General features: G+C 66.7%; 17 protein-coding genes. 5 read left to right on the top strand and 12 right to left on the bottom strand.

Annotated elements, in window-relative coordinates:
- The first annotated feature begins 87 nt into the window (after positions 1–87).
- From rph to PSK12I2_RS0108980, 4 genes are all read left to right on the top strand, one after another.
- Positions 88–810, top strand: a complete 723-nt coding sequence (gene rph / locus PSK12I2_RS0108995; RefSeq protein WP_017639344.1) for a ribonuclease PH — start codon at positions 88–90, stop codon at positions 808–810.
- 12 nt (positions 811–822) lie between these two features.
- Positions 823–1185: a DUF4870 domain-containing protein gene (locus PSK12I2_RS0108990; protein WP_007161419.1), complete on the top strand. Its 363-nt coding sequence runs from the start codon at positions 823–825 to the stop codon at positions 1183–1185.
- 306 nt (positions 1186–1491) lie between these two features.
- Complete coding sequence (locus PSK12I2_RS0108985; protein WP_042135246.1) at positions 1492–2790, top strand: membrane protein; 1299 nt, start codon at positions 1492–1494, stop codon at positions 2788–2790.
- A 48-nt stretch (positions 2791–2838) separates the two neighbouring features.
- Entirely contained in the window at positions 2839–4743 is a 1905-nt protein-coding gene (locus tag PSK12I2_RS0108980) for an acyltransferase family protein (protein ID WP_027598131.1), read from the top strand.
- Between the two features lie 84 nt (positions 4744–4827).
- Here PSK12I2_RS0108980 and garD read toward each other — a convergent pair whose 3' ends face one another.
- The 10 genes from garD to PSK12I2_RS0108930 form a co-directional block, all read right to left on the bottom strand.
- Positions 4828–6384, bottom strand: coding sequence for a galactarate dehydratase (gene garD, locus PSK12I2_RS0108975; RefSeq protein WP_027598130.1), 1557 nt, complete (start codon positions 6382–6384; stop codon positions 4828–4830).
- A 21-nt stretch (positions 6385–6405) separates the two neighbouring features.
- Entirely contained in the window at positions 6406–7764 is a 1359-nt protein-coding gene (locus PSK12I2_RS0108970) for an MFS transporter (RefSeq protein WP_007161423.1), read from the bottom strand.
- A 166-nt stretch (positions 7765–7930) separates the two neighbouring features.
- On the bottom strand, positions 7931–8968 hold the full coding sequence (locus PSK12I2_RS0108965; protein WP_027598129.1) for a LacI family DNA-binding transcriptional regulator: 1038 nt from the start codon (positions 8966–8968) through the stop codon (positions 7931–7933).
- Between the two features lie 263 nt (positions 8969–9231).
- Entirely contained in the window at positions 9232–10272 is a 1041-nt protein-coding gene (locus PSK12I2_RS0108960) for a low specificity L-threonine aldolase (protein ID WP_007161425.1), read from the bottom strand.
- Positions 10269–12080, bottom strand: a complete 1812-nt coding sequence (locus PSK12I2_RS0108955; protein WP_027598128.1) for an aminopeptidase P family protein — start codon at positions 12078–12080, stop codon at positions 10269–10271. Before PSK12I2_RS0108955 ends, PSK12I2_RS0108960 begins: the two co-directional genes overlap by 4 nt.
- 120 nt (positions 12081–12200) lie before the next feature.
- Positions 12201–12371, bottom strand: coding sequence for a hypothetical protein (locus PSK12I2_RS25055; RefSeq protein ID WP_007161427.1), 171 nt, complete (start codon positions 12369–12371; stop codon positions 12201–12203).
- A gap of 118 nt (positions 12372–12489) precedes the next feature.
- Positions 12490–13431, bottom strand: coding sequence for a LysR family transcriptional regulator (locus tag PSK12I2_RS0108945; RefSeq protein WP_027598127.1), 942 nt, complete (start codon positions 13429–13431; stop codon positions 12490–12492).
- A 232-nt stretch (positions 13432–13663) separates the two neighbouring features.
- On the bottom strand, positions 13664–16714 hold the full coding sequence (locus PSK12I2_RS0108940) for an efflux RND transporter permease subunit (RefSeq protein WP_027598126.1): 3051 nt from the start codon (positions 16712–16714) through the stop codon (positions 13664–13666).
- On the bottom strand, positions 16711–17781 hold the full coding sequence (locus tag PSK12I2_RS0108935) for an efflux RND transporter periplasmic adaptor subunit (RefSeq protein WP_027598125.1): 1071 nt from the start codon (positions 17779–17781) through the stop codon (positions 16711–16713). The genes PSK12I2_RS0108940 and PSK12I2_RS0108935 overlap by 4 nt, the downstream gene beginning before the upstream one ends.
- Positions 17778–18881 carry an efflux RND transporter periplasmic adaptor subunit gene (locus tag PSK12I2_RS0108930; RefSeq protein WP_144945752.1) on the bottom strand — a complete coding sequence of 368 codons (1104 nt, stop codon included), beginning with the start codon at positions 18879–18881 and terminating at the stop codon, positions 17778–17780. Before PSK12I2_RS0108930 ends, PSK12I2_RS0108935 begins: the two co-directional genes overlap by 4 nt.
- 307 nt (positions 18882–19188) lie before the next feature.
- Between PSK12I2_RS0108930 and PSK12I2_RS0108925 the strand changes: the two genes are divergently transcribed.
- Positions 19189–19416 carry a hypothetical protein gene (locus tag PSK12I2_RS0108925; protein ID WP_027598123.1) on the top strand — a complete coding sequence of 76 codons (228 nt, stop codon included), beginning with the start codon at positions 19189–19191 and terminating at the stop codon, positions 19414–19416.
- Between the two features lie 124 nt (positions 19417–19540).
- Here the strand turns inward: PSK12I2_RS0108925 and PSK12I2_RS0108920 are convergent, their stop codons facing one another.
- Both PSK12I2_RS0108920 and gabP read right to left on the bottom strand, forming a co-directional pair.
- Positions 19541–19750 carry a DUF1127 domain-containing protein gene (locus PSK12I2_RS0108920; protein WP_007161433.1) on the bottom strand — a complete coding sequence of 70 codons (210 nt, stop codon included), beginning with the start codon at positions 19748–19750 and terminating at the stop codon, positions 19541–19543.
- 354 nt (positions 19751–20104) lie between these two features.
- The gene (gene gabP, locus PSK12I2_RS0108915; protein ID WP_007161434.1) at positions 20105–21493 is read right to left on the bottom strand and encodes a GABA permease; all 1389 of its coding nucleotides are present in this window, start codon (positions 21491–21493) and stop codon (positions 20105–20107) included.
- Positions 21494–21794 lie beyond the last annotated feature (301 nt).

Raw genomic sequence — 21794 nt, 5'->3', positions numbered from 1 at the left:
TCGGAGCGACCCAATGCATCCGTGTCGCATGAGCCGGACGCTCCCTATACTATGGACCTGATATCTACGCCTTACAGGAAGCCCGCAATGAAGCGTCCCAGTGGCCGCGCCGCCGATCAGCTGCGCCCCATCCGCATCACCCGTCAGTACACCAAGCACGCCGAGGGTTCGGTCCTGGTGGAATTCGGCGATACCAAGGTGATCTGCACCGCCAGCGTCGAGGCCGGGGTGCCGCGCTTTCTCAAGGGCAAGGGCCAGGGCTGGCTCACCGCCGAGTACGGCATGCTGCCGCGCGCGACCGGCGAGCGGAACCAGCGGGAAGCCGCCAAGGGCAAGCAGGGCGGTCGGACCCTGGAGATTCAGCGGCTGATCGGTCGTTCGCTGCGCGCCGCCGTCGACCTGTCCAAGCTGGGCGAGAACACCATCTATATCGACTGCGACGTGATCCAGGCCGACGGCGGTACCCGCACCGCCTCGGTGACCGGTGCCTGCGTGGCCCTGGTCGATGCCCTGGGCGCGCTCAAGCGCCGCGGCAACCTCAAGGGCAATCCGCTCAAGCAGATGGTGGCCGCCATCTCCGTGGGCATCTACCAGGGCACCCCGGTGCTCGACCTGGACTACCTGGAAGACTCCGCCGCCGAGACCGATCTCAACGTGATCATGACCGACGCCGGTGGCTTCATCGAGGTGCAGGGCACCGCCGAAGGCGCGCCCTTCCAGCCGGCCGAACTCAACGCCATGCTCGAACTGGCCCAGGGTGGCCTGCGCGACCTATTCGAGCTCCAGCAAGCCGCCCTGCGCGGCGAGTAAGGAAGCCCGCTCATGCACGATCTCGTCCCCGCCCCCAGCGCCGAAGCCCGGCGCTGGGCCATGCTCTGCCACTACGCCGCCTTCCTGGGCTTCGTGGTGCCCTTCATCGGTAACGTCATAGGTCCGCTGGTGGTCTGGCAGTTCAAGCGCGAGGACGACCCCTTCATCGACCGCCAGGGCAAGGAGGCGCTGAACTTCCAGCTCACCGTCACCCTGCTGCACATGATCTGCTGGCTGCTGGTGTGGGTGCTGATCGGCTTTCCGCTGATGCTGCTGGTGGCCTGCGTGGCCTTCGTGCTGACGGTGATCGCCGGCATCAAGGCCAACCAGGGCCGCGATTACCGCTATCCCCTGACCTGGCGGATGGTGAAGTAGCGGGCTTTTTGTGGCCTGCTTCTGATATCCGCGTTGAGGATTTCCGGTCGGCCCGGCGCCGTTTGACAGGCGCCGGAAGCCCTCCGCTATCATCCCCGCGTCGTACCTTTTTCCACCTGTCGCCCGTGGCCGTTCCTGACCGCCATGGGCGGTAGCGTGCCTGCCTTTCGCTTGCAGACCTCATCCAGCCCAGGGACAACGCCAAGGTGGCGAGCCCTCGCGCTGGTTATCGCTTTCGCGCCTTTCACGTCAGCGCAGCGGCCGCCCACGGCCCGCTGCCTCGGCATCAACCCAGGGATGATGATCATGTCGGCCGTAGTCGCCCCCCCGCAATCGGCGTTCCAGCAGGCTTTGTCCTGGCGCTATTCGACCCTCGCGGTCTGGACCGCCATCTCGCTGCTGTTCGTCGAGACCTTTTCCGGCGCCCTGCGCTACTACCTCGACATGGCCGGTGCCTCGGCACTGATCTACCTGCCCAAGATCGCCTGCCTGGCGCTCTTCGCCCTGCAACTGGCCACCGCCAAGCTACCGCGCATCCTCTGGGTGGCCCTGCTCAGCATCCCGGCCTATGCGGCCCTGGCGTTGCTGCATGGCGCCAGCATCAACAACGTCTTCTTCTCGCTGTTCGTCTACAGCCCACTGCTGTTCGGCCTGCTCTGCGGCCGCGAGCTGCTGGAGCAGCGACGCCTGCTTGGCCGGGTGGTGCTGGGTCTGCTGATCGCCTCGCTCATCGGCATCCTGCTGGACAAGTACACCTCCGTCCCCTGGAAGGGCTACAGCTACACCCTGGGTGGCAACGACATCGCCGGCAACACCAACTGGATGGCCGGCGAGGCCGACCGCATCGCCGGTTTCGCCCGCGTGTCCAACGTCCTGGCCGCCCTGATCGCCGTCTACTGCCTCTATCTCTCCTATTTCGCGCGCTCCTACACGCTCTGGCTGCTGATGGCCCTGACCGGCCTGTTCGGCATCCTGCTGACCACCAGCAAGGCCCCGGCTGCGGCCTTCGCCTTCACCCTGATGCTGATGCTGGGTCGGCGCTTCCCGTGGTCCACCTACCTGCTGTTGCTGCTCGGCGTGGTGGGCGGCCTGCTGCTGCCGATCCTGAGCCTGATCCGCGACTTCGATCCCCATGTGGTCACCAGCGACAGCGGCCTGGCCTCCTTCTACGACCGCCTGGTCAACACCTGGCCCAACGTGGTCGAGGTCATGAGCGAACCCGGCTGGACCCTGACCGGCGCCGGCTTCGGCATGTTCGGCAGCACCATGGCCGCCTTCCCGGTGCCAGGCCTGGACCTGATGGTCAACTGCGACAGCAGCGTGGTCTATCTGTGGTGCGTGTTCGGCGTGGTCGGCATCGCTCTATACTGCCTGCAGCTGCCGCTGTTCATCCGTCTGTACCTCAATCGCGACCGTGAAAGCCACACTCTGCTGGCCATCGCCTTCTGTCTCTGCCTGATCGGCTGGACCACCGACCTCTTCGAGATCGGCGTGGCCAACCTGTTCATCGGCATCACCCTGGGCTATCTGCTGCTCAAGCCCAAGACCGACCCCGGCCTGCACCTGGTCCGCCCGGCACCGGAAACCCTGGCCCCCCACGCCTAGCCCGACGCCTCCTTCTCTCGCCTTCCCCTTGCTGCCCGGATGCCGCTCATGGACTTCAGGAAAGATATCAATGGGCTGCGCGCGATCGCCGTGATCGCCGTCGTCCTCTTCCACTTCAATGCCGACTGGCTACCGGGCGGTTTCGCCGGGGTCGACGTCTTCTTCGTCATCTCCGGCTTCCTGATCACCGGGATCATCTTTCGCGCCCTCGAACAGCAGCGCTTCCGCCTGTCCGCCTTCTACCTGTCCCGCGTCCGCCGCATCGTACCGGCGCTGGCGGTACTCTGCGCCGTGCTGTTGATTGCCGGCTGGTTCTTCCTGCTGCCCAACGCCTATGGCGAACTGGGCAAGCACGTGGCGAGCAGCCTGGGTTTCGTTTCCAACCTGGTCTACTGGAAGGAAGCCGGCTACTTCACCGCCGCGGCCCATGAGAAATGGCTGCTGCACACCTGGTCGCTGTCGGTGGAATGGCAGTTCTACCTGGTCTATCCGCTGATCCTGGTGCTGCTGTCCAAGCTGGTGTCGCTCAAGACCCTGCGGGTGCTGATCCTGCTCGCCACCGCGGCCGGCTTCGCCTTCGCCGTCACCGCCTCCCTGCTCTGGCCGGAAGCGGCCTTCTATCTGCTGCCGACCCGTGCCTGGGAGCTGATGGTGGGCGGCGTCGCCTATCTCTTCCCGCTGCAACTCGCCGCCCGCTCGCGCCGGCTGCTGGAAGGCGCCGGGCTGATCGCCTTGGCAGTGGGTTTCCTGACGCTCGCCGAAGGCGATGTCTGGCCGGGCTATCTGGCGCTGATCCCGGTGCTTGGCACCGCCGCCATCATCCTGGCCGCCCGCCAGGATTCGCTGGTCACCGGCAACGGTTTCTCCCAGTGGACCGGTACCCTCTCCTACTCGCTCTACCTCTGGCACTGGCCGGTGGTGGTGTTCATGAGCTATGCCGGCCTGCTCGACAAGACGCCGCACCTGCTGCTGGGCATCGCCGCCTCCTTCGCCCTGGGTTGGGCTTCCTACACCCTGGTGGAGACCCGTGCCTCGCGCCGCAAGGGCCAGAGCGGTGCGGCGCTGGCCACCGGCACCGGCCTGCTCGCCACCCTGTTCCTCAGTGCGGGCGCGGTGAACGCCACCGACGGTGCCATCACGCCGCTGCGCAGCATCAGCCAGTCGGACCGCGCGCAATTCGTGCAGGAATACCTGGATCGCCAGAAGAATCTCCATGACCTCTACTGGCTCAAGTGCGACGCCTATTCGGCCTTTACCCAACGCCACCAGGACGCCATCGACCCCAGCTGCACCCACGGTCAGGGCAAGGGTGGTCTCTTCGTCTGGGGCGATTCCCATGCCCAGGCCCTGTCCTTCGGCTTGCGCAGCCTGCTGCCGGCCGGCCTGCCCTACTACCAGGTGGCCTCGGCGAGCTGCAAGCCGCGCCTCACCGACGACATGGGTCGGCAAACCGAGACGCGAGTGACCTGCAACTACTCCAATCGCACCGCCCTGGAAGCCATTCAGCGCCTGCGTCCGGAGGTGGTGGTCATGGCGCAGAAGGCCGACCACGAAAAGACCGACTGGAACGCCATCACCGAGCGTCTGCACAGCTATGGCGTCAAGCGCATCGTGCTGCTCGGCCCCGTTCCCCAGTGGAGTCCGTCGCTGCCCAGCGTCATCGCCATCCGCCACTGGGGCAGCACCGATGACCACATCGCCGACTCCGCCCTGGATCGCCACGTCCTCGCCACCGACCAGGCCATGCGCCAGGCCAGGCTCCCGGCAGGATTGGAGTACATCTCCCTGGTGCAACGACTCTGCGTCGAGGATGCCTGCCGGGTACGGGCTGCGGATGGCCGCACCCTGCTGCAGATCGACGATGGTCACCTGAGCGACAAGGGCTCGCTGTTCATCGTCGGCCATTACCTGCTGCCCAGTCTGCAACTGACGGCGGCCACTGCCCAGCGCTAGGGCGCCGACCGCACGCCAGCTTCCTGGCTCCATGAAAAAAGGCCGACCCCATCGGGGTCGGCCTTTTTTATTGCCGTGGCAGGATCAGGTCACCGGCGCCGGATTGAACAGCGCCAGGTCGTTGTGCAGGCGATGGCGCTCGGCCCAGGTCTGGCGGCGGCCGCTGGCCACGTCCAGGTAGCACTGGAAGATCTCCCAGCCCATCTCCTCCAGCGACAGCCGCCCGCTCACCACCCGACCGGCATCGATGTCGATCAGGTCCGGCCAGCGCTCGGCCAGCTGGGTGCGGGTCGAGACCTTGATCACCGGCACCATGGACAGTCCGTAGGGGGTGCCGCGACCGGTGGTGAAGATGTGCAGGTTCATGCCCGCGGCCAGTTGCAGGGTGCCGCAGATGAAGTCGCTGGCCGGGGTGGCAGCGAAGTACAGGCCCTTGCCACGGATCTTCTCGCCGGGCGCGATGACCCCGGCGATGGGGCTGGTACCCGACTTGGCGATCGACCCCATGGCCTTTTCGACGATGTTGTTCAGCCCGCCCTTCTTGTTGCCAGGGGTGGTATTAGCGCTGCGATCGGCCATGCCCCGCTCCAGGTAGCGGTCGTACCAGTCCATCTCGCGGATCAGGGCGTCGGCCACCTCCGGGGTGGCGGCGCGCGGGGTCAGCAGGTGGATGCCGTCGCGCACCTCGGTGTTCTCGGAAAACATCACGGTGGCGCCGGCCCGCACCAGCAGGTCGGCGGCCACGCCCAAGGCCGGATTGGCGGTGATGCCGGAGAAGGCGTCGCTGCCGCCGCACTGCATGCCCACCACCAGTTCGGACGCTGGTACCGTTTCCCGGCGGCGCTGATCGAGCACCTCCAGACGCGCTTCGATCAGCCCCATGATCTGCTCGACCATGCCGGCGAAGCCATTGGCCGAGTCCTGCAGGCGGAACAGCCAGTCTTCTTCGTTCTGCCCGGCGGTGAGGTCATCGCCCGGCATCAGCTGGCTGGCCTGCAGCTTCTCGCAACCCAGGCCGATGACCAGCGCCTGGCCGCCGAAGTTGGGGTTGCGGCTGATGTTGTGCAGGGTACGGATGGGGATCACCGCATCCGGGGCGTTAATGGCCACCCCGCAGCCGTAGCTGTGGGACAGCGGCACCACGTCGTCGACATTGGGGTAGCGCGGCAGGATCTCCTTGCGTACCCGCTCCACGCAATGGTCCAGCACCCCCACCACGCACTGCACGGTGGTGGTCACCGCCAGGATGTTGCGGGTGCCGACGCTGCCGTCCGGATTGCGAAAGCCCTCGAAGGTGTAGCCTTCCAGAGGTTCGCCGACCTGACCGGGCGCGGTGGCCTTGGGCAGGTTGTCCAGCGCCGGCGGCTCCGGCATGCGCAGCAGGGCTTCGGTGATCCAGCTGCCGGCGGGAACGTCCTGCAGGGCGTAGCCGATGACCTCGCCATAGCGCACCACCGCGGCGCCCGCCGCGAGAGCCACCAGGGAGACCTTGTGGCTCTGGGGAATGGCCTCGACCGTGGTCAGGCCATCGGCGAAGGCGGTGCCGGCGGCCACGCCGGGTTCGTTGACCACCACCCCGACGTTGTCCTGGGGGTGGAGCTTGATGTAGCGCGGCGAATCACGGTGATCGATCAGGTTCATGTTCTTATCCTCTGCCGGGGCTCAGGCCCGGGCCGGGTCAGGCTGGGTCGCGCCCAGGATCTCGCCATCGGCGGTACGCAGCTCGACGCGCTGGATGCGACCGACGATGAACAGGTAGCTGAACACCGCCACCAGGGCATTGGCCCCGACATAGACCAGCGCCCACTTGAAGGAGCCGGTGGCGGCGATGAGATAGCCGATGACGATGGGGGTGGTGATGGAGGCCAGGTTGCCGAAGGTGTTGAACAGGCCGCCGGAGAGCCCGGCGATCTGCTTGGGCGAGGTGTCCGCCACCACCGCCCAGCCAAGGGCGCCGATGCCCTTGCCGAAGAAGGCCAGGGTCATGAAGCCCACCACCATCCAGTCGGCGTCGACGTAATTGCAGAAGATCATGCTGGTGGAGAGCAGCAGGCCGCAGACGATGGGCAGCTTGCGGGCGAAGGTCAGGGAATGGCCGCGCCGCAGCAGGTAGTCGGAGATCACCCCGCCGAGCACCCCGCCGATGAAGCCGCAGATGGCCGGCAGCGAGGCGATGAAACCGGCCTTGAGGATGGTCATGCCGCGCTCCTGCACCAGGTACACCGGGAACCAGGTCAGGAAGAAATAGGTGATGGCGTTGATGCAGTACTGGCCCAGGTAGACGCCGAGCATCATGCGATTGGTCAGCAGCTGGGTGATGTAGTGCCACTTGGGACCGCCGCCCTGCTGGCGGGCGCCGTTGTCCATGTCCACCAGCCCGCCGTTGTCACGGATGTGCGCCAGCTCCGCGGCGTTGATGCGCGGATGCTCCTTGGGGTTGTGGATGTACTTCAGCCAGACCCCGGAGAAGAGGATGCCCAGGGCGCCCATGATGACGAAGACGTGCTCCCAGCCGAAGTGGAAGACGATGCCGCCCATGATCGGCGCGAACAGCGCGGTGGCGAAATACTGCGCCGAGTTGAAGATGGCCGAGGCGGTACCGCGTTCGGCGGTGGGAAACCAGGCGGCGACGATGCGCGCATTGCCCGGGAAGGACGGCGCCTCGGCCAGACCGACCAGGAATCTCAGCATGAACAGGGTGGTCACCGCCCAGGCCACCGGCAGGCCGCCGACCAGCCCCTGCAGCAGGGTGAACAGCGACCAGAAGAAGATGCTGCCGGCATAGACCTTCTTCGAACCGAAGCGATCCAGCAGCCAGCCGCCGGGAATCTGCCCGGCCACATAGGCCCAACCGAAGGCGGAGAAGATATAGCCGAGGGTGACGGCGCTGATGCCGAGGTCCTTCTGCAGGCTGGAGCCGGCGATGGCGATGGTGGCGCGGTCGGCGTAGTTGATGGTGGTCACCACGAACAGCATCAACAGGATCAGGTAGCGCACCCGGGTGGGTCTTGTGGCATCCATGGGGATCCCTCTTGCGTGATTGTTTTTATTGAAGGTGCGAGTCACCGGATGATTGCGCAATCATATCCTGATGCGACAACCTGACTCAGCCCTGGCGTTTGCCCAAGACTAAGGCATGATTGCGCAACCATACAAGTATGACGTCTAACAACTTGAGCGCCGATGGTCAGGTCGTGGCGCGGTCGATGATATGGAAACCGGTGTCGATGCGCACCGCCTCCCGGGTACCATCGCCCAAGTCGAACCGCCGCAGCAACGCCTCTGCCGCCAGGGTACCCATGCGATCGCCCTCGACGCTGACCGAGGACAGCGCCGGGTGCATCTGGGCGGCGCTGGAGAGATTGCCGAAGCCCAGTACCGCCAGGTCCTCGGGCAGGCGCAGTCCACGACTGGCGGCTTCCGCCATGACGCCCTGGGCGACGGTGTCCGAGCTGCACACCACCACGTCGAAGGCCTCGTCACGGGCCAGCAGCTGGCGCAGGCCCGCCCGTCCGGACTCCACCAGCGCCGGCGCCGGCAGGATCTCCAGCGGCGGTTCCGCCACGCCCAGCTCGGCCAGCCGCGCGACCAGGCTGCGACAGCGCCGCAGAGCGCGGGGGTCGTCCACCGAGACCACGGCGAAGCGCTGATAGCCACGGGCGTGCAGATGCTCGGCCTGGGCGCGCCCCACGGCTTCATGGGAAAAACCCACCTGCATGTCTAGCGGGTCTTCACCGAGGTCCCAGGACTCCACCACCGGGATGCCGGCCTGGGCCAGGCGCTGCCGACTGGCGGCGGTGTGCAGGGTACCGGTCAGCACGATGCCATCGGGCTTGCGCCCCAGCACCGCGGCCAGCAGCTGCTCCTCCTGTTCGGCGCTGTAGCCGGTCAGGCCCAGCAGGGTCTGGTAGCCGGCCTGGGACAGGCGCGCCATCAATGCCTGGACGGTCTCGGCGAAGATGGAGTGAACGATGGTCGGCACGAACAGCGCCACCAGGCGACTGCGATTGGAGGCCAGGCCGCCGGCCAGCAGATTGGGCACGTAGCCGGTGGCCTGCACCGCCGCCAGCACCTTCTCCCGCGCCGCCTCGCTGACGATCTCCGGTCGATTCAGCGCCCGCGAGACGGTGATCGGCGACACCCCGGCGACCCGGGCCACGTCGATGAGCGTGGGGGCAGCGGAATTGACCGCGGTAGAGAGGGCTTTGCTGGACTTCTTGGCCATGAATCGCTGGAGACGAGGAAGAGATCGGCCATGGTAACGGTTGGTGCGGGCGGCGTCCCCGGAGAACACCGGAGCGTGGAAAACCGCGCAGCGTTTTCCACCTGGGAATGGGCAGCGATGGATGAGAGAGCATCGAAACCCGTAGGAGCGGCCCATGGCCGCGATAAAGCCAGCGCCAGGTCTGATCGCGGCCATGGCGGTCCGCCGATGCGGCCGCTCCTACAGTTTAAGCAGCCATCGCACCGCCACGGCCGCGCTGCGCCCTACCCGCCCATCGCCGTCCGAATGTCCGCCGCCAGCTCCAGTACCCGCGCCTCTTCGGTATCCCAGGAGCACATGAAACGCGCCCCGCCGCTGCCGATGAAGGTGTAGAAGCGCCAGCCGCGGGCGCGCAGGAATTCCAGCGCCGGTTCGGAGAGCTGCAGGAACACCGAGTTGGCTTCCACCGGGAACATGAAGTCCACACCGGGCACCCCGCGCACCCGCTCGGCGAGCAGCTGGGCCATGGCGTTGGCGTGGCGAGCGTGGCGCAGCCAGGTGTCATTTTCCAGCACGCCAAGCCAGGGCGCGGAGAGGAATCTCATCTTGGACGCCAGCTGGCCGGCCTGCTTGCAGCGGTATTCGAAGTCCTCGGCCAGCTCGCGGTTGAAGAAGAGGATCGCCTCCCCCACCGCCATGCCGCTCTTGGTGCCACCAAAGCAGAGCACGTCGACGCCGGCCTTCCAGGTCACCTCGGCCGGGGTGCAGCCCAGGCCGGCCACGGCATTGGAAAAGCGCGAGCCGTCCATGTGTAGGTGCAGGCCGAGGTCGCGGCAGGTGGCGCTGATGGCCTGCAATTCGTTGAGGCCATAGAGGGTACCCACCTCGGTGGCCTGGGTGACGGTCACTGCCCGCGGCTTGGGAAAGTGGATGTCGGCGCGCTTGGTGGCGATCTGCTGGATGGCGCCCGGGGTCAGCTTGCCCTGGTGGGCCGGTGCCAGCAGCAGCTTGGAGCCGTTGGAAAAGAATTCCGGCGCGCCGCATTCGTCGGTCTCGACGTGGGCGGTGTCGGAGCAGATCACGCTGTGGTAGCTCTGGCACAGCGCCGCCAGGGCCAGGGAGTTGGCCGCGGTGCCGTTGAAGGCGAAGAACACCTCGCAGTCGGTCTCGAACAGCTGGCGAAAGCGATCGGCGGCGCGCGCCGTCCAGGTGTCGTTGCCGTAGGCGGTCTCGTGGCCGACGTTGGCCGCGGCCATGGCGGCCCAGGCTTCCGGGCAGATACCGGAATAGTTGTCACTGGCGAATTGCTGGGCGTTGCTGCTCATCGGGCAGTCCTCGCGACGGGTTCGGTGCGGGCCAGCAGCCAGTCGCGCGCGGCGCCCTCGACCAGCGGCAGCACGCGGCGGCGGACCTCGGCGTGATAGCCATCCAGCCAGTCCAGCTCGTCGCTGCGCAGCAGCGCCAGATCCAGGCAGCGGGTGTCCAGCGGACAGAGGGTCAGGGTCTCGAAGGTCAGGAAATCGCCGAATTCGGTGGTTTCCGCGCGGGTGCACAGGAGCAGGTTCTCCAGCCGCACGCCCCACTGGCCGGGGCGATAGATACCCGGTTCGTTGGAGGTGATCATGCCCTCGCGCAGGACATGGTGCGGGGTGACCGTGGCATAGAAGGAAATCGACTGCGGCCCCTCGTGCACATTGAGGAAGTAGCCCACGCCATGGCCGGTGCCGTGGCCGTAGTCGATGCCGGCGGCCCAGATCGGCTCGCGCGCCAGGGCGTCGAGCATGGGCGCGGCGACTCCGGCCGGAAAGCGTGCCCGCGACAGCGCCAGCATGCCCTTGAGCACCAGGGTGAAATCGCGCTTCTGGGCGGCGCTGGGGGTGCCGATGGGCACCACCCGGGTGATGTCGGTGGTGCCGCCCAGGTACTGGCCGCCACTGTCGATCAGCAGCAGGCCGTCGCCCTGGAGTTCGGCATGGGCTTCTTCGGTCGCCCGGTAGTGCGGCAGGGCGCCACCGGCGTTGAAGCCGGCGATGGTGGCGAAGCTCAGGGAGACGAAGTTGGGGCGCGCCGCGCGGGCCTCGCTCAGCCAGTCGTCCACGGTCAGCTCGGTGAGGCGCTCGCCACGGGCCAGGGCCGCCTCGAAACGGGCGAAGAAGACGCACAGCGCGGCGCCGTCCTCTTCCATGGCCATGCGCACCTGGGCCACCTCCTCGGCGGTCTTGCAGGCCTTGAGCAGGGTCGAGGGATTGATCTGCTCGTGCCGCTCGACCCCCTGGGGCGCGGCCTCGGCCAGCCCGAGGGTGACCCGCGCCGGGTCCACCAGCAGGCGACTGCCGGCCGGCAGCCGGGCCAGCTCGGCGGCCGCCTGGTGGTAGTCGGCCAGGGTCACGCCGTCCGCCACCAGGGCCGTGCGGATCTCGGCCGGCACCTTGGCCGGGTCGATGAACAGCTGGCAGCTGTCGCTACCCAGCAGCACATGGGCGAGGAACACCGGGTTGTAGGGCACGTCGGCGCCGCGCAGGTTGAGCAGCCAGGCGATGTCGTCCAGCGAGGAGATGAAATGCCAGTCGGCCTTGGCGTCCTTCAGCTTCTCGCGCACCTGGGCGAGCTTGGCGCTGCGCGGATGGGGGGCCTGGGGGGCGGCATGGGCATAGACCGGTGCCGCCGGCAGCGCGGGGCGCTCGCGCCAGATCGCCGCCAGCGGGTCGAGATCGGTCCGCAGCCGGATACCCTTGGGCTCCAGCGCGCGGCGCAGGGCCGCCGCTGCGCCGAGCGACAGCACCTGGCCGTCCACCAGTACCGTGCCGCCCGCGGGCACCTGGTCGGCCAGCCACTGCAGGTGGGCCTGGGGCTGGCTGGCGACCTGCTTCATCAGGTCGATGCCGCTGCCCGCCAGCTCCTGGGTGGCCTGCTCCCAGTAGCGGCTGTCGGTCCAGACGCCGGCGGCCTCGCGGGTCACCAGCAGCAACCCGGCGGAGCCGGTGAAACCGGACAGCCAGGCACGGCCCTGCCAGTGTTCCGGCAGGTATTCGGACAGATGGGGATCGGCGCTGGGGATCAGGCAGGCATCGGCGCCCTGCTCGGCCAGGAAGGCGCGCAGGTCGGCAAGTCGTTGAGCGGAAGTGGCGGTCATGAGCACCTCGACAAGGTCAGGGGCTCAGTGTGCCGCAGATATAAAAAAGCCGCACCCAAAGGGTGCGGCGGAGAAAGACCAAAGGAGCAAGGAGGGGTGGTCTTTCGAAAGCGGAGCGGCTCAGCGACGCGCGTCGGCGGCGGGAGCGGCCTGATCGCCGTAGTGCTGCATGGCGGCATGATTCTGATCGACCAGCTTGTATCTCAGGCTGGGATTGTCGTCGGCAGCGGCGAACTGGGTGGCGGTCAGGGCGGCAAGGGTCAGCAACAGGGCGGACAGAGAACGTTTCATGGCGAACTCCTCAAAGGTCGTGTTCATTGGGGTACAGGACCATTCTAGGAAAAGAACGCCGCCTAATAAATAGCATGCTAATTAAATGACTGTTGCAAGGATTGCAACAAGCCCTGGCCTAGTCCTTGGCCCAGTAGCGCTGGTCCTCGAGCACCCGATTCTCCAGCTGCAGACGTTCGGGCAACTCTTCCTTGAGGAAGTCGATCCAGGTCTTGATCTTGGCGTCGAGAAAGCGCCGCGAGGGATAGAGCGCATGGATGTTGCGTTCGCGCAGGCGGAAGTTGGGCAGCAGGCGCACCAGGCTGCCATCGCGCAGGTAGTTGACCGCGATGTAGCTGGGCAGCAGGCAGATGCCCATGCCCTGGCGGGCCACGCTGGCCAGGGCCTCGGCGACATTGACCTGGAAGACGTAGCGCGGCGCCACCTGCTGCTCGCCGTCTTCACCGGCGAAGACCCAGCGTTCGGAGAAATTCGGATCCAGCAGGCGCAGGCAGTCGTGCGCGGCGAGATCGGCCGGCACCTTGGGCGCCGGGCGCTGCGCCAGATAGCTGGGCGCCGCGCAGACCACGCTGTAGACGCCACCGAGACGCTGGGCGACGAAATCCGAGTCGGCTAGTTCGGTGTCCAGGGTGATGGCGATGTCGTGCCCATCCTCCAGCAGCGCCGGGTGGTTCTGCGAGAGATTCATGACGATCTCGACATGGGGATAGCGCGCGCAGAAGCGCGACACCAGCGGCGCCAGCAACTGGGTGCCCAGACCGGTCATGGAATGCAGGCGCAGATGGCCATGGGGCTTGAGATGGGCGCCGCTGGCCTCGGCTTCGGCCTCGCCGACGTCCTGCAGGATGCGCCGGCAGCGTTCGAGATAGCGCTCGCCCGCCTCGGTCAGCGCCAGCCGCCGGGTGGTGCGGTGCAGCAGGCGGGTCTGCAGATGGCTTTCCAGTTCCGCCAGCAGGCGCGACACCTGGGCGGTGGACAGGTCGAGGGTGTGGGCAGCAGCCGTGAGACTGCCCAGATCCACCACCCGGACGAAGATGCGCATGCCTTGGAAAATATCCATTATTGCCTTTTTCGCAATGGAGTTTCGTCAAGTCGTCACTTTATTGAAAAAGTCGGACGCCCGATAGTGGTGCAGTGAGCTGCTGTGGATTCGACTTGCTGACCGCGCGAATCCTTCCCTCCGGTAGTGGCTCCTTGGATAGCTCCTTGCGGCCTTCCGGCAGACGTCTCCCCTGGAGACCTCAGCCGGAGGGCCGTTTTTTTTGCCTGGCGTTCCGACTAGGCCCCGGCCATCAGTCCCGCCGCTCCGGCTCGCGAATGCGATAGCTGGCGATGTACAGCGCCGGCAGGAACAGCAGCGTCAGCAGCGTCGCCGCGACGATGCCGCCGATCATGGCGTAGGCCATGGGGCCCCAGAACACCTCGCGGGCGATGGGAATCATGCCCAGGCTGGCCGCGGCGGCGGTCAGCAGGATCGGCCGGCGGCGGTGTTGGGTGGCTTCCACCACGGCGTCCCAGGGCGAGCGACCGGCCTGCTCGAAGGCATCGATCTGGGTCACCAGGATCACCGAGTTGCGGATGATGATGCCGATCAGCGCCAGCACCCCGAGGATGGCAACGAAACCCAGCGGCTGGCCGAAGGGGATCAGCCCCAGCACCACCCCGATCAGGCCCAGGGGCGCCACGCTCGCCACCAGGAACAGCTTGCGGATGCTGTGCAGCTGGATCATCAGGAAGGTGGCCATGAGAAACAGCATCAGCGGCACCACCTCGGCGATCGGGCCCTGGGCCTTGCTGCTCTCCTCCACCGTGCCGCCCACCGCCACCTCGTAGCGCGGCGGCAGCTTGGCGATGAAGGCATCCACGTCCGGCTGCAGCTGCTTGACCAGATCCGGCGCCTGGATCTCGCTGAGGATCGAGGCCTTGAGGGTGATGGTGGGCAGCCGATCGCGGCGCCACACCAGCGGCTGCTCCAGGGCGTAGTCGATACGGGCGAAGGCCTTGAGCGGCACCGCGACGCCCTGGGGCGTCATGATCTGCAGATTCTCCAGGGTCTCCACCGAGCGCCGTTCGGCCTCGCTGGCGCGGGCCACCACGTTGACCAGGTAGATGTCGTCGCGCACCTGGGTCACCGGGGTACCGGTCACCACGCCATTGAGGATCTGCGCCACGTCCTGGGAGGAGAAGCCCAGCTGCCGCGCCTTGTCCTGGTTGACCTCGACCTTGAGCATCCGCGCCGGCTCGTTCCAGTCGTAGAGGAAGTCACCCAGTTGCGGACTCTTGCCCAGCACGCTGGCCAGCGCCAGCGCCTGGCGGCGTACCTCGGCGACGTCCGGACCGCTGATGCGGTACTGGATCGGCCGGCCCACCGGCGGCCCCATCTCGAGCGGCTGGACGTAGCCGGACAGCCCGACGAAGTCCTGGCGCAGCCGCTGCTTGAGCTTGGGCAGGAGGCGATTGCGCGCCTCCAGGTCCTTGGCCACCAGGATCACCTGGCCATAGAAGGGATTCTCCAGCTGCTGGTCCAGCGGCAGGTAGAAGCGCACCGCGCCCTGGCCGACATAGGAACTCCAGTGGGCCACGTCAGGATCGTCGGCCAGGGTCTTCTCGAATCTGTCCATCTGCGCCCGGGTGGCGTCGAGGGAGGCGTTCTGCGGCAGGTTGAAGTCGATCAGCAGTTCGGGTCGATCCGAGGACGGGAAGAACTGGTTCTGCACGAACTTCATCGAGAACAGCGCCGCGGCGAACAGCAGCACCGTGAGGAGGATGGTCAGCCAGCGGTGGCGCATGGCGCCCAGCAGGAGGCCGTCGGACCAGCGCGCCAGGCGGCCGGGCTGGTCATGATCCTTGGGCTTCACCTTCTTCGGCAGGATGTGCACGCCGATCACCGGCGAAAAGAACACCGCGACGATCCAGGACAGCAGCAGGGCCACGGCGATCACCGCGAACAGGGTGAAGGTGTACTGGCCGGCGCTGCTGGAGTTGAGGCCGATGGGCACGAAGCCGGCCACCGTCACCAGAGTGCCGGTGAGCATGGGAAAGGCGGTCGACTCGTAGGCATAGGTCGCCGAGCGGTGCAGCGACTCGCCCTCCTCGCGCTTGGTCACCATCATCTCCACGGTGATCATGGCGTCGTCCACCAGCAGGCCGAGGGCGATGATCAGGGCGCCCAGGGAGATCCGCTGCATGGTGATGCCGCTGTATTCCATGAAGACGAACACCAGCGCCAGGGTCAGGGGAATCGACAGCGCCACCACCAGGCCGGCGCGCACGCCGAGGCTGATGAAGCTCACCACCAGCACGATGATGACCGCCTCGAACAGCGCCCGGGTAAAGCCGCCGACGGCCTTTTCCACCACCTGGGCCTGGTTGGAGACCACGTGCACGCCGATGCCCACCGGCAGGGCGCCGGTCAGCTCCTGCATCTTCTCGGTGAGGGCCGCGCCAAAGGTCTGGATGTTGCCGCCGCTGCTCATGGCGATGGCCAGGCCGATCGCCGGCTGGCCGTTGTAGCGGAACAGCGAACTGGGCGGATCAGCGTAGCCGCTGCGGATGTCGGCCAGGTCGGTGAGGCGGTAGAAGCGGTCGTCGATGCGCAGATTGACCGCGGCCAGATCGGCGGTGGAGCGGAATTCGCCACTGGTGCGCACGCTGATGCGCTCGGCGCCGGATTCGATGGTGCCCGAGGGGGTCACCGCATTCTGCTGTTGCAGGCTCTGCATCACCTGGCGCTGGTCCAGCCCCAGGGCGGCCAGCTTGCGGGTGGAGAAGTCCAGATAGATGACCTCGTTCTCCGCCCCGATCAGCTGCACCTTGCCGATGCCCGGTACGCTGCGGATCTCGCGGCGCACCTGCTCCACCTGGTCGCGCAGCTGGCGCATGCTGAAGCCGTCGCCGGTGAAGGCATAGATGCTGCCGAAGACGTCGCCGAATTCGTCGTTGAAGGCCGGGCCCTGGATGCCCTGGGGGAATTCGCCCTGGATGTCCGAGACCTTCTTGCGCACCTGGTACCAGATGTCGGGAATCGCCTTGGCCGGCGTGGTGTCGCGCAGATAGACGAACACCGTGGACTGCCCCGGCCGGGTGAAACTCTTGGTGTAGTCGAGGGAGTCCAGCTCTTCGAGCTTCTTTTCCACCCGCTCGGTGACCTGGCGCAGGGTCTCCTCGGTGGTCGCCCCCGGCCAGCGGGTCTGGATGACCATGGTCTTGATGGCAAAGGACGGATCTTCCTCGCGTCCCAGCTTCATGTAGGAGAAGACGCCCATCAGCAGGGCGACGAACATCAGGTACCAGACGAAGGATTGGTGGCGCAGCGCCCAGTCCGACAGGTTGAAGCCTTTCATGGCCGAGCGCCCTCCTGATCCTTCACCCGCTGTCCCTCCTCGAGACTGTTGACCCCGGCTATCACCACCCGCTCACCCGCCTTCAGGCCGTTGCCGATCCACGCCAGGCCCTCGGCCTCGCGCAGCACCTCGACCGGCCGCTGGCGCACCTGCGCCTGCTCGCCCTGGCCTTCCACCACCCAGACCGAGGTCCGGCCGTCCTGACGCCGCAGCGCCTGGGTCGGCAGCGGCAGGCCCGCCGCCGGTGGCGACTCCAGCTCGCCCTGCACCAGGCTGCCGATGCGCAGCGCGGCCGGTGGCTCGTCCAGGGTCAGGCGCACCCGCCGGGTGCGCGTGGTGGCATCGGCCTGGGGCTCGATCTCGCGCACCCGACCGGCGACCGCCACCTCGGGATCCAGGGCCATGCGCACGGTCAGGACGCGTCCCGGGGTCAGCTGGCCGATGGCCTGGGCCGGCAGGTCCAGCACCGCCTCGCGAACGTCCGGGCGAGCGACTCGCACCACCGGCTGACCGGCGGACACCACCTGGCCGACCTCGGCCTGCCAGGCGGTGATCACCCCGTCGAAATCGCTGTAGAGCTCGGCATAGTCGCGCTGATCGCGGGCCTGGCGCTCGGCGCTCTGGGCCTGTTCGCGGGCGGCTTCCAGGGTGTGCAGGCGGGTCAGCGCCTGATCCAGCTGGGAGCGTGAGCCGACGCCCTGGTCGAACAGCTGCTGCTGGCGCCGGGCATCGTTGCGCGCATCGCGCCACTGGGCTTCGGCATCGGCAGTCTGGCCCTGCCGACTGCGCAGGGCATTGTCCTGATCGGTGGGGTCCAGCGCCGCCAGCAACTGGCCACGGCGCACCGGCTGACCCACGTCCAGCAGCCGCCGGGTCATGCGACCGCCGACGCGAAAGCCCAACACGCTCTCGTAGCGCGCCTGGATGCTGCCGGCAAACACTTCGCGCCCGGGCGGCGGGGCACTCAAGGTCAGGGTCGCCACCGGCCGGATCGGCGGTGGCGGGGCCTCGTCATCCGAGCAGCCCGCCAGGACCAGCAGCAGACACAGCGGCAGCAGCGGCTTCATGGGCGCACCTCGTTGAAGGCCGAGCGCTCGGCGACTTCGACCCTCTGCCCGGGACTCAGCGCCTGGCCGCCGGCGACCACGATGCGGTCGCCAGCCGCGAGCCCCTCGCTGACGATGATGCTGTCGCGGGTGAAGCGCTCGATGCGCAGCGGCTGCAGGCTGACCCGCCCGTCTTCGCCGAGGCGCCAGGCGGCGGGCTGCTCGGTGGTGCCGTTCAGCGCCGTCCAGGGCAAGGCGAAGCCCTGCTCCGTCGCGCCCTCGAGCTGGGCATTGACCACCGCCCCCAGGGTCATGGCCGCCGGGGGTCTATCGAGTTGTACCTTGACGCGCACCGTGCCACTGCTCGCCACGGTCGGGGCGATCTCGCGCAGGGTACCCCGGGTCGTGACGGCCGGTTGCGCCTGCAGGGCGACGGGCAGGGTCTGGCCGACCTTGAGTTCGCGGGCCAGGGATTCATAGAGATCGAAGACGGCGTCGAGGTCGCCGCTCACCGCCAGGTCGAAGATCGCCGTGCCGGCCTGCACCACCTGCCCGGCTTCGGCGTGGCGGGCGGTCAGCACCCCGGCGGCGCTGGCGCGCAATTCGGTATAGCCCAGTTGCTTGCGCGCATCGTCGCGTTGGGCGACGGCGGTCTGCAGGGCGCTGCGGGCACCGTCCAGGGTGGCCTGGGCCTGGTCGTACTGGCTGCGACTGGTATAGCCCTTGGGCAGCAGCGCGGCCTGGCGCTCGAAATCGACCCGCGCCAGCCGGGTGCGGGCTTCCTGGGCCTCCACCTGGGCCTGGGCGGCGGCCAGGTTATTGCGCAGATCCTGGGGATCCAGCCGGGCCAGGACCTGACCCTCGCGCACGCGATCGCCGACATCCGCCAGCCGCTCGCTGATCTTGCCACTCACGCGAAAACCGAGCGGCGCCTGCACCCGCGCCTGGATATCTCCGGTAAAGGGAATGCGCTGACTGTCCTTTATCGGACTCAGCTGCACCACCACCACCCGCGCCAGTTCCTCGGTGGGCGGTTGCTCCTGGGAGCAGCCCGGTAACAGTGTTACCAGGGTCAGAGCAGCCGTTACCTGGCAGAGGCGAGCAAGGCGGAGAGCCCTCATGATTGTCCTTATCGGTGGAAGAGGCGCGATCTGCGAACTGACCACAGGCGGCGCAGGGGGTTCGTCTGACGAATTGTCAGGCGCCTGGCGATGCTTGGGAAGCGCTACGACGAGGGCGCTGGGCAAATGCCCGGCAGCGGAGCGGCCATTCGCCCACAAATGTTCACAAATGCCCTGGAACCCGGCATTCCAGGCCGCAGTCAACTGAGACGTGCGCTGTGGACCTGCCCGTCCGCAGCTGATGCCCGCCACCGTTCCGGCGCGGGCCCCATCAGATTCACAGGTTTATTTCGACGAGGCCGAACTCATGAAAAAGCTGCTGATCACCTCTACCGCTGCTGTGATGCTGTCGATGGCCACGGGTGTCTTCGCGGCCGAAACCTCCAAGAGCGCCACGGCCGTCAATGGATCCGCCACCACCGAGGTGCCGGGCAAGACTACCGTGAAGGGCGGTGCCGATGGCGCTGCCGAAGTGCCCTTCAAGAGCGACAAGCCCAACAAGGTCGACGCTCGCAACCAGAACAACATGCAGTAATCACCGTCCCTGGCGGTAACAGAAAGCCCCGGCATACCGGGGCTTTTTGCTGTCTGCCGTTCAGCCTGCAGACAAAACAAACCCCGCCGAAGCGGGGTCTGTGGAAGCTGTGCAGCAGCCGGGCTTAGCGCCAGAACGGCTTGTGCATTTCCTGGTAGCGCTGGGCCTCGGTGATACCGGCGTCGGCCAGCATACGGGCGTCCAGACGGGCCAGTTCGTTGCGGCTGGCGATGCGACGCTGCCAGGTGGACAGGGTGGAGATAACGCGCAGGGCAGCGGGCACACGGTTGCTGGGCTTGGCGTTGTACAGCGAGGAACTGAAGGTGCGTTCCATGGTGGCTTTCCTTCCCGCTTGTGACGGGTACTGGTCATCGAATGGCGCCATTGTCTCGCCAGGCGAGTGCTACCACCAGTAACAGTCCAGGGAAAGGTTCGCGGATCACTCGGCACACAATTGCAACTGTACTGCTGCAATTTGGGTCATTCTGTAACGTCTTGCACCATTGCAGTGCAAAATTTGGTTACCAGAGGGAACATCGCGAGAATTTGAGCTGTACAGTTGGCCGGAGGGCCAGGAAACAGGAGTGCTGTTCTACCTGTTACCGCGGCCGCTGTCCAGCCTGGAAGGAACTCCGTGCTCCAGAAAGGAGCGCTTCCGACGCCCGGTGGCGCCGGAAGCTTCTGGTCATCAGCGCGCGGCAGCGGCCAGGCTCGGGGTGGCGGGCTGACGCCGGCCTACCCAGGTGCCGATGGCCACGACCAGCAGCGCCAGCAGACCGGTCGCCAGGATCTCGAAGCGATGGGCTTCGCTGAACAGCATCACGGTCAGGGCGCCGACGATGAAGACGATCACCGCCCAGGTCAGCCAGGGGAACAGCCACATGCGGAACTCCAGGGTTTCGCCGCGGGCGATCAGCTTGCGTCTCAGGCGCAGCTGGGTCACGGCGATCACCAGATAGACCAGCAGAGCCACGGCGCCGGAGGTGGACAGCAGGAAGCTGAACACCGCCTCGGGCATGGTGTAGTTGGCGATGGTGGTGAGGAAGCCCACGGCGGTACTGGCCAGCACGGCCGCGCGCGGCACGCCGCTGCTGGAGGCACGACCCATCTTGGCCGGGGCATCGCCACGGCGGGCCAGCGAATAGAGCATGCGCGAAGCGGTGTAGAGCGCCGAGTTCAGGCAGCTGGCCACGGCGACCAGCACCACGCAGTCGACGATCAGCTTGGCATTGGGGATCGACAGCACCTCGAGGGCGCGCTGGTAGGAACCCACGATCGGCAGCTGGGCATCGTTCCAGGGCACCATGGACACCACCAGGAAGATGGAGACCAGGTAGAACAGCGCGATCCGCCAGATCACCGAGTTGGTGGCCTTGCTGATCTGCCGCGACGGGTCCTTGGACTCGGCGGCGGCGATGGTGACGATCTCGGTTCCCATGAAGCTGAACATGGTGGTCAGCAGGGCGCCCAGCACCGCGCCGAAGCCATTGGGCATGAAGCCGCCGGTATGGGCCATCAGATTGCTCAGGCCGCTGACCTCGCGACCCGGCAGGGCGCCGACCAGGGCGGCCGCGCCCAGAGCGATGAAGGCGACGATGGCGATGACCTTGAGCAGGGCGAACCAGAATTCGAACTCGCCGTATTTGGCGACGCTGAACAGGTTGGTCACGGTCAGGATGCCGGTGATGATCAGGGCGAATTGCCAGGTGGCGATCGCCGGGAACCAGGCATTGAGGATGGCGGCGGCGGCCACGGCCTCCAGCGGGATCACCAGCACCCAGAACCACCAGTACAGCCAGCCGATGGTGAAGCCGGCCCAGCGGCCGATGCCCTGCTGTGCATAGGACGAGAAGGAACCGGTATCGGGCGAGGCGACGGCCATTTCACCCAGCATGCGCATGACCAGCACCACCAGGGTACCGGCCAGGGCGTAGGCCAGCAGCACGGCCGGGCCGGCCGCGGCGATGGCATGACCGGAGCCGACGAACAGACCGGCACCGATCACCCCGGCGATGGACAACATGGTCACATGGCGCGGTTTGAGCGCCGGAGAGAGGTTGCATTCTACGTTGGACATAAGGTGTTACCTGACAACGGAAAGCCTCCCAAGTGCAACTTGCGCGCCACCCGGGCTGAAATCGGCATAAAATGAACGCAAAGGGTGCAACGCCTCGCGGAAAGCGGCGAAAAAGCGGCGTTCCGTCGAGCTATCGCGCTAACCATCTGATGTGAAAAGCGATTTCTTTCAGGTATGCGCGCCCCATCGGCTTGCTTCGTTAGGTATCACCTTGTGCAACTTGCACTCTTATGGTGCTTGTACAGGTGGAACCTTAGGTAACCCCAGGCCTGGAGCTGGCCGCCACGCCCTTCGCTACCTG

The organism is Pseudomonas sp. MOIL14HWK12:I2 (assembly GCF_000510745.1).
Classification (GTDB): Bacteria; Pseudomonadota; Gammaproteobacteria; order Pseudomonadales; family Pseudomonadaceae; genus Chryseomonas; species Chryseomonas oryzihabitans.
The sequence above is the reverse complement of the archived record's forward strand: the minus strand, read 5'-3'. Positions and strand labels throughout refer to the sequence as shown.

Bases quoted from the DNA above. Each gene is read 5' to 3' on its own strand.
- rph (WP_017639344.1), top strand. From the start codon at position 88: ATGAAGCGTCCCAGTGGCCGCGCCGCCGATCAGCTGCGCCCCATCCGC.
- PSK12I2_RS0108990 (WP_007161419.1), top strand. From the start codon at position 823: ATGCACGATCTCGTCCCCGCCCCCAGCGCCGAAGCCCGGCGCTGGGCC.
- PSK12I2_RS0108985 (WP_042135246.1), top strand. From the start codon at position 1,492: ATGTCGGCCGTAGTCGCCCCCCCGCAATCGGCGTTCCAGCAGGCTTTG.
- PSK12I2_RS0108980 (WP_027598131.1), top strand. From the start codon at position 2,839: ATGGACTTCAGGAAAGATATCAATGGGCTGCGCGCGATCGCCGTGATC.
- garD (WP_027598130.1), bottom strand. From the start codon at position 6,384: ATGAACCTGATCGATCACCGTGATTCGCCGCGCTACATCAAGCTCCAC.
- PSK12I2_RS0108970 (WP_007161423.1), bottom strand. From the start codon at position 7,764: ATGGATGCCACAAGACCCACCCGGGTGCGCTACCTGATCCTGTTGATG.
- PSK12I2_RS0108965 (WP_027598129.1), bottom strand. From the start codon at position 8,968: ATGGCCAAGAAGTCCAGCAAAGCCCTCTCTACCGCGGTCAATTCCGCT.
- PSK12I2_RS0108960 (WP_007161425.1), bottom strand. From the start codon at position 10,272: ATGAGCAGCAACGCCCAGCAATTCGCCAGTGACAACTATTCCGGTATC.
- PSK12I2_RS0108955 (WP_027598128.1), bottom strand. From the start codon at position 12,080: ATGACCGCCACTTCCGCTCAACGACTTGCCGACCTGCGCGCCTTCCTG.
- PSK12I2_RS25055 (WP_007161427.1), bottom strand. From the start codon at position 12,371: ATGAAACGTTCTCTGTCCGCCCTGTTGCTGACCCTTGCCGCCCTGACC.
- PSK12I2_RS0108945 (WP_027598127.1), bottom strand. From the start codon at position 13,431: ATGGATATTTTCCAAGGCATGCGCATCTTCGTCCGGGTGGTGGATCTG.
- PSK12I2_RS0108940 (WP_027598126.1), bottom strand. From the start codon at position 16,714: ATGAAAGGCTTCAACCTGTCGGACTGGGCGCTGCGCCACCAATCCTTC.
- PSK12I2_RS0108935 (WP_027598125.1), bottom strand. From the start codon at position 17,781: ATGAAGCCGCTGCTGCCGCTGTGTCTGCTGCTGGTCCTGGCGGGCTGC.
- PSK12I2_RS0108930 (WP_144945752.1), bottom strand. From the start codon at position 18,881: ATGAGGGCTCTCCGCCTTGCTCGCCTCTGCCAGGTAACGGCTGCTCTG.
- PSK12I2_RS0108925 (WP_027598123.1), top strand. From the start codon at position 19,189: ATGAAAAAGCTGCTGATCACCTCTACCGCTGCTGTGATGCTGTCGATG.
- PSK12I2_RS0108920 (WP_007161433.1), bottom strand. From the start codon at position 19,750: ATGGAACGCACCTTCAGTTCCTCGCTGTACAACGCCAAGCCCAGCAAC.
- gabP (WP_007161434.1), bottom strand. From the start codon at position 21,493: ATGTCCAACGTAGAATGCAACCTCTCTCCGGCGCTCAAACCGCGCCAT.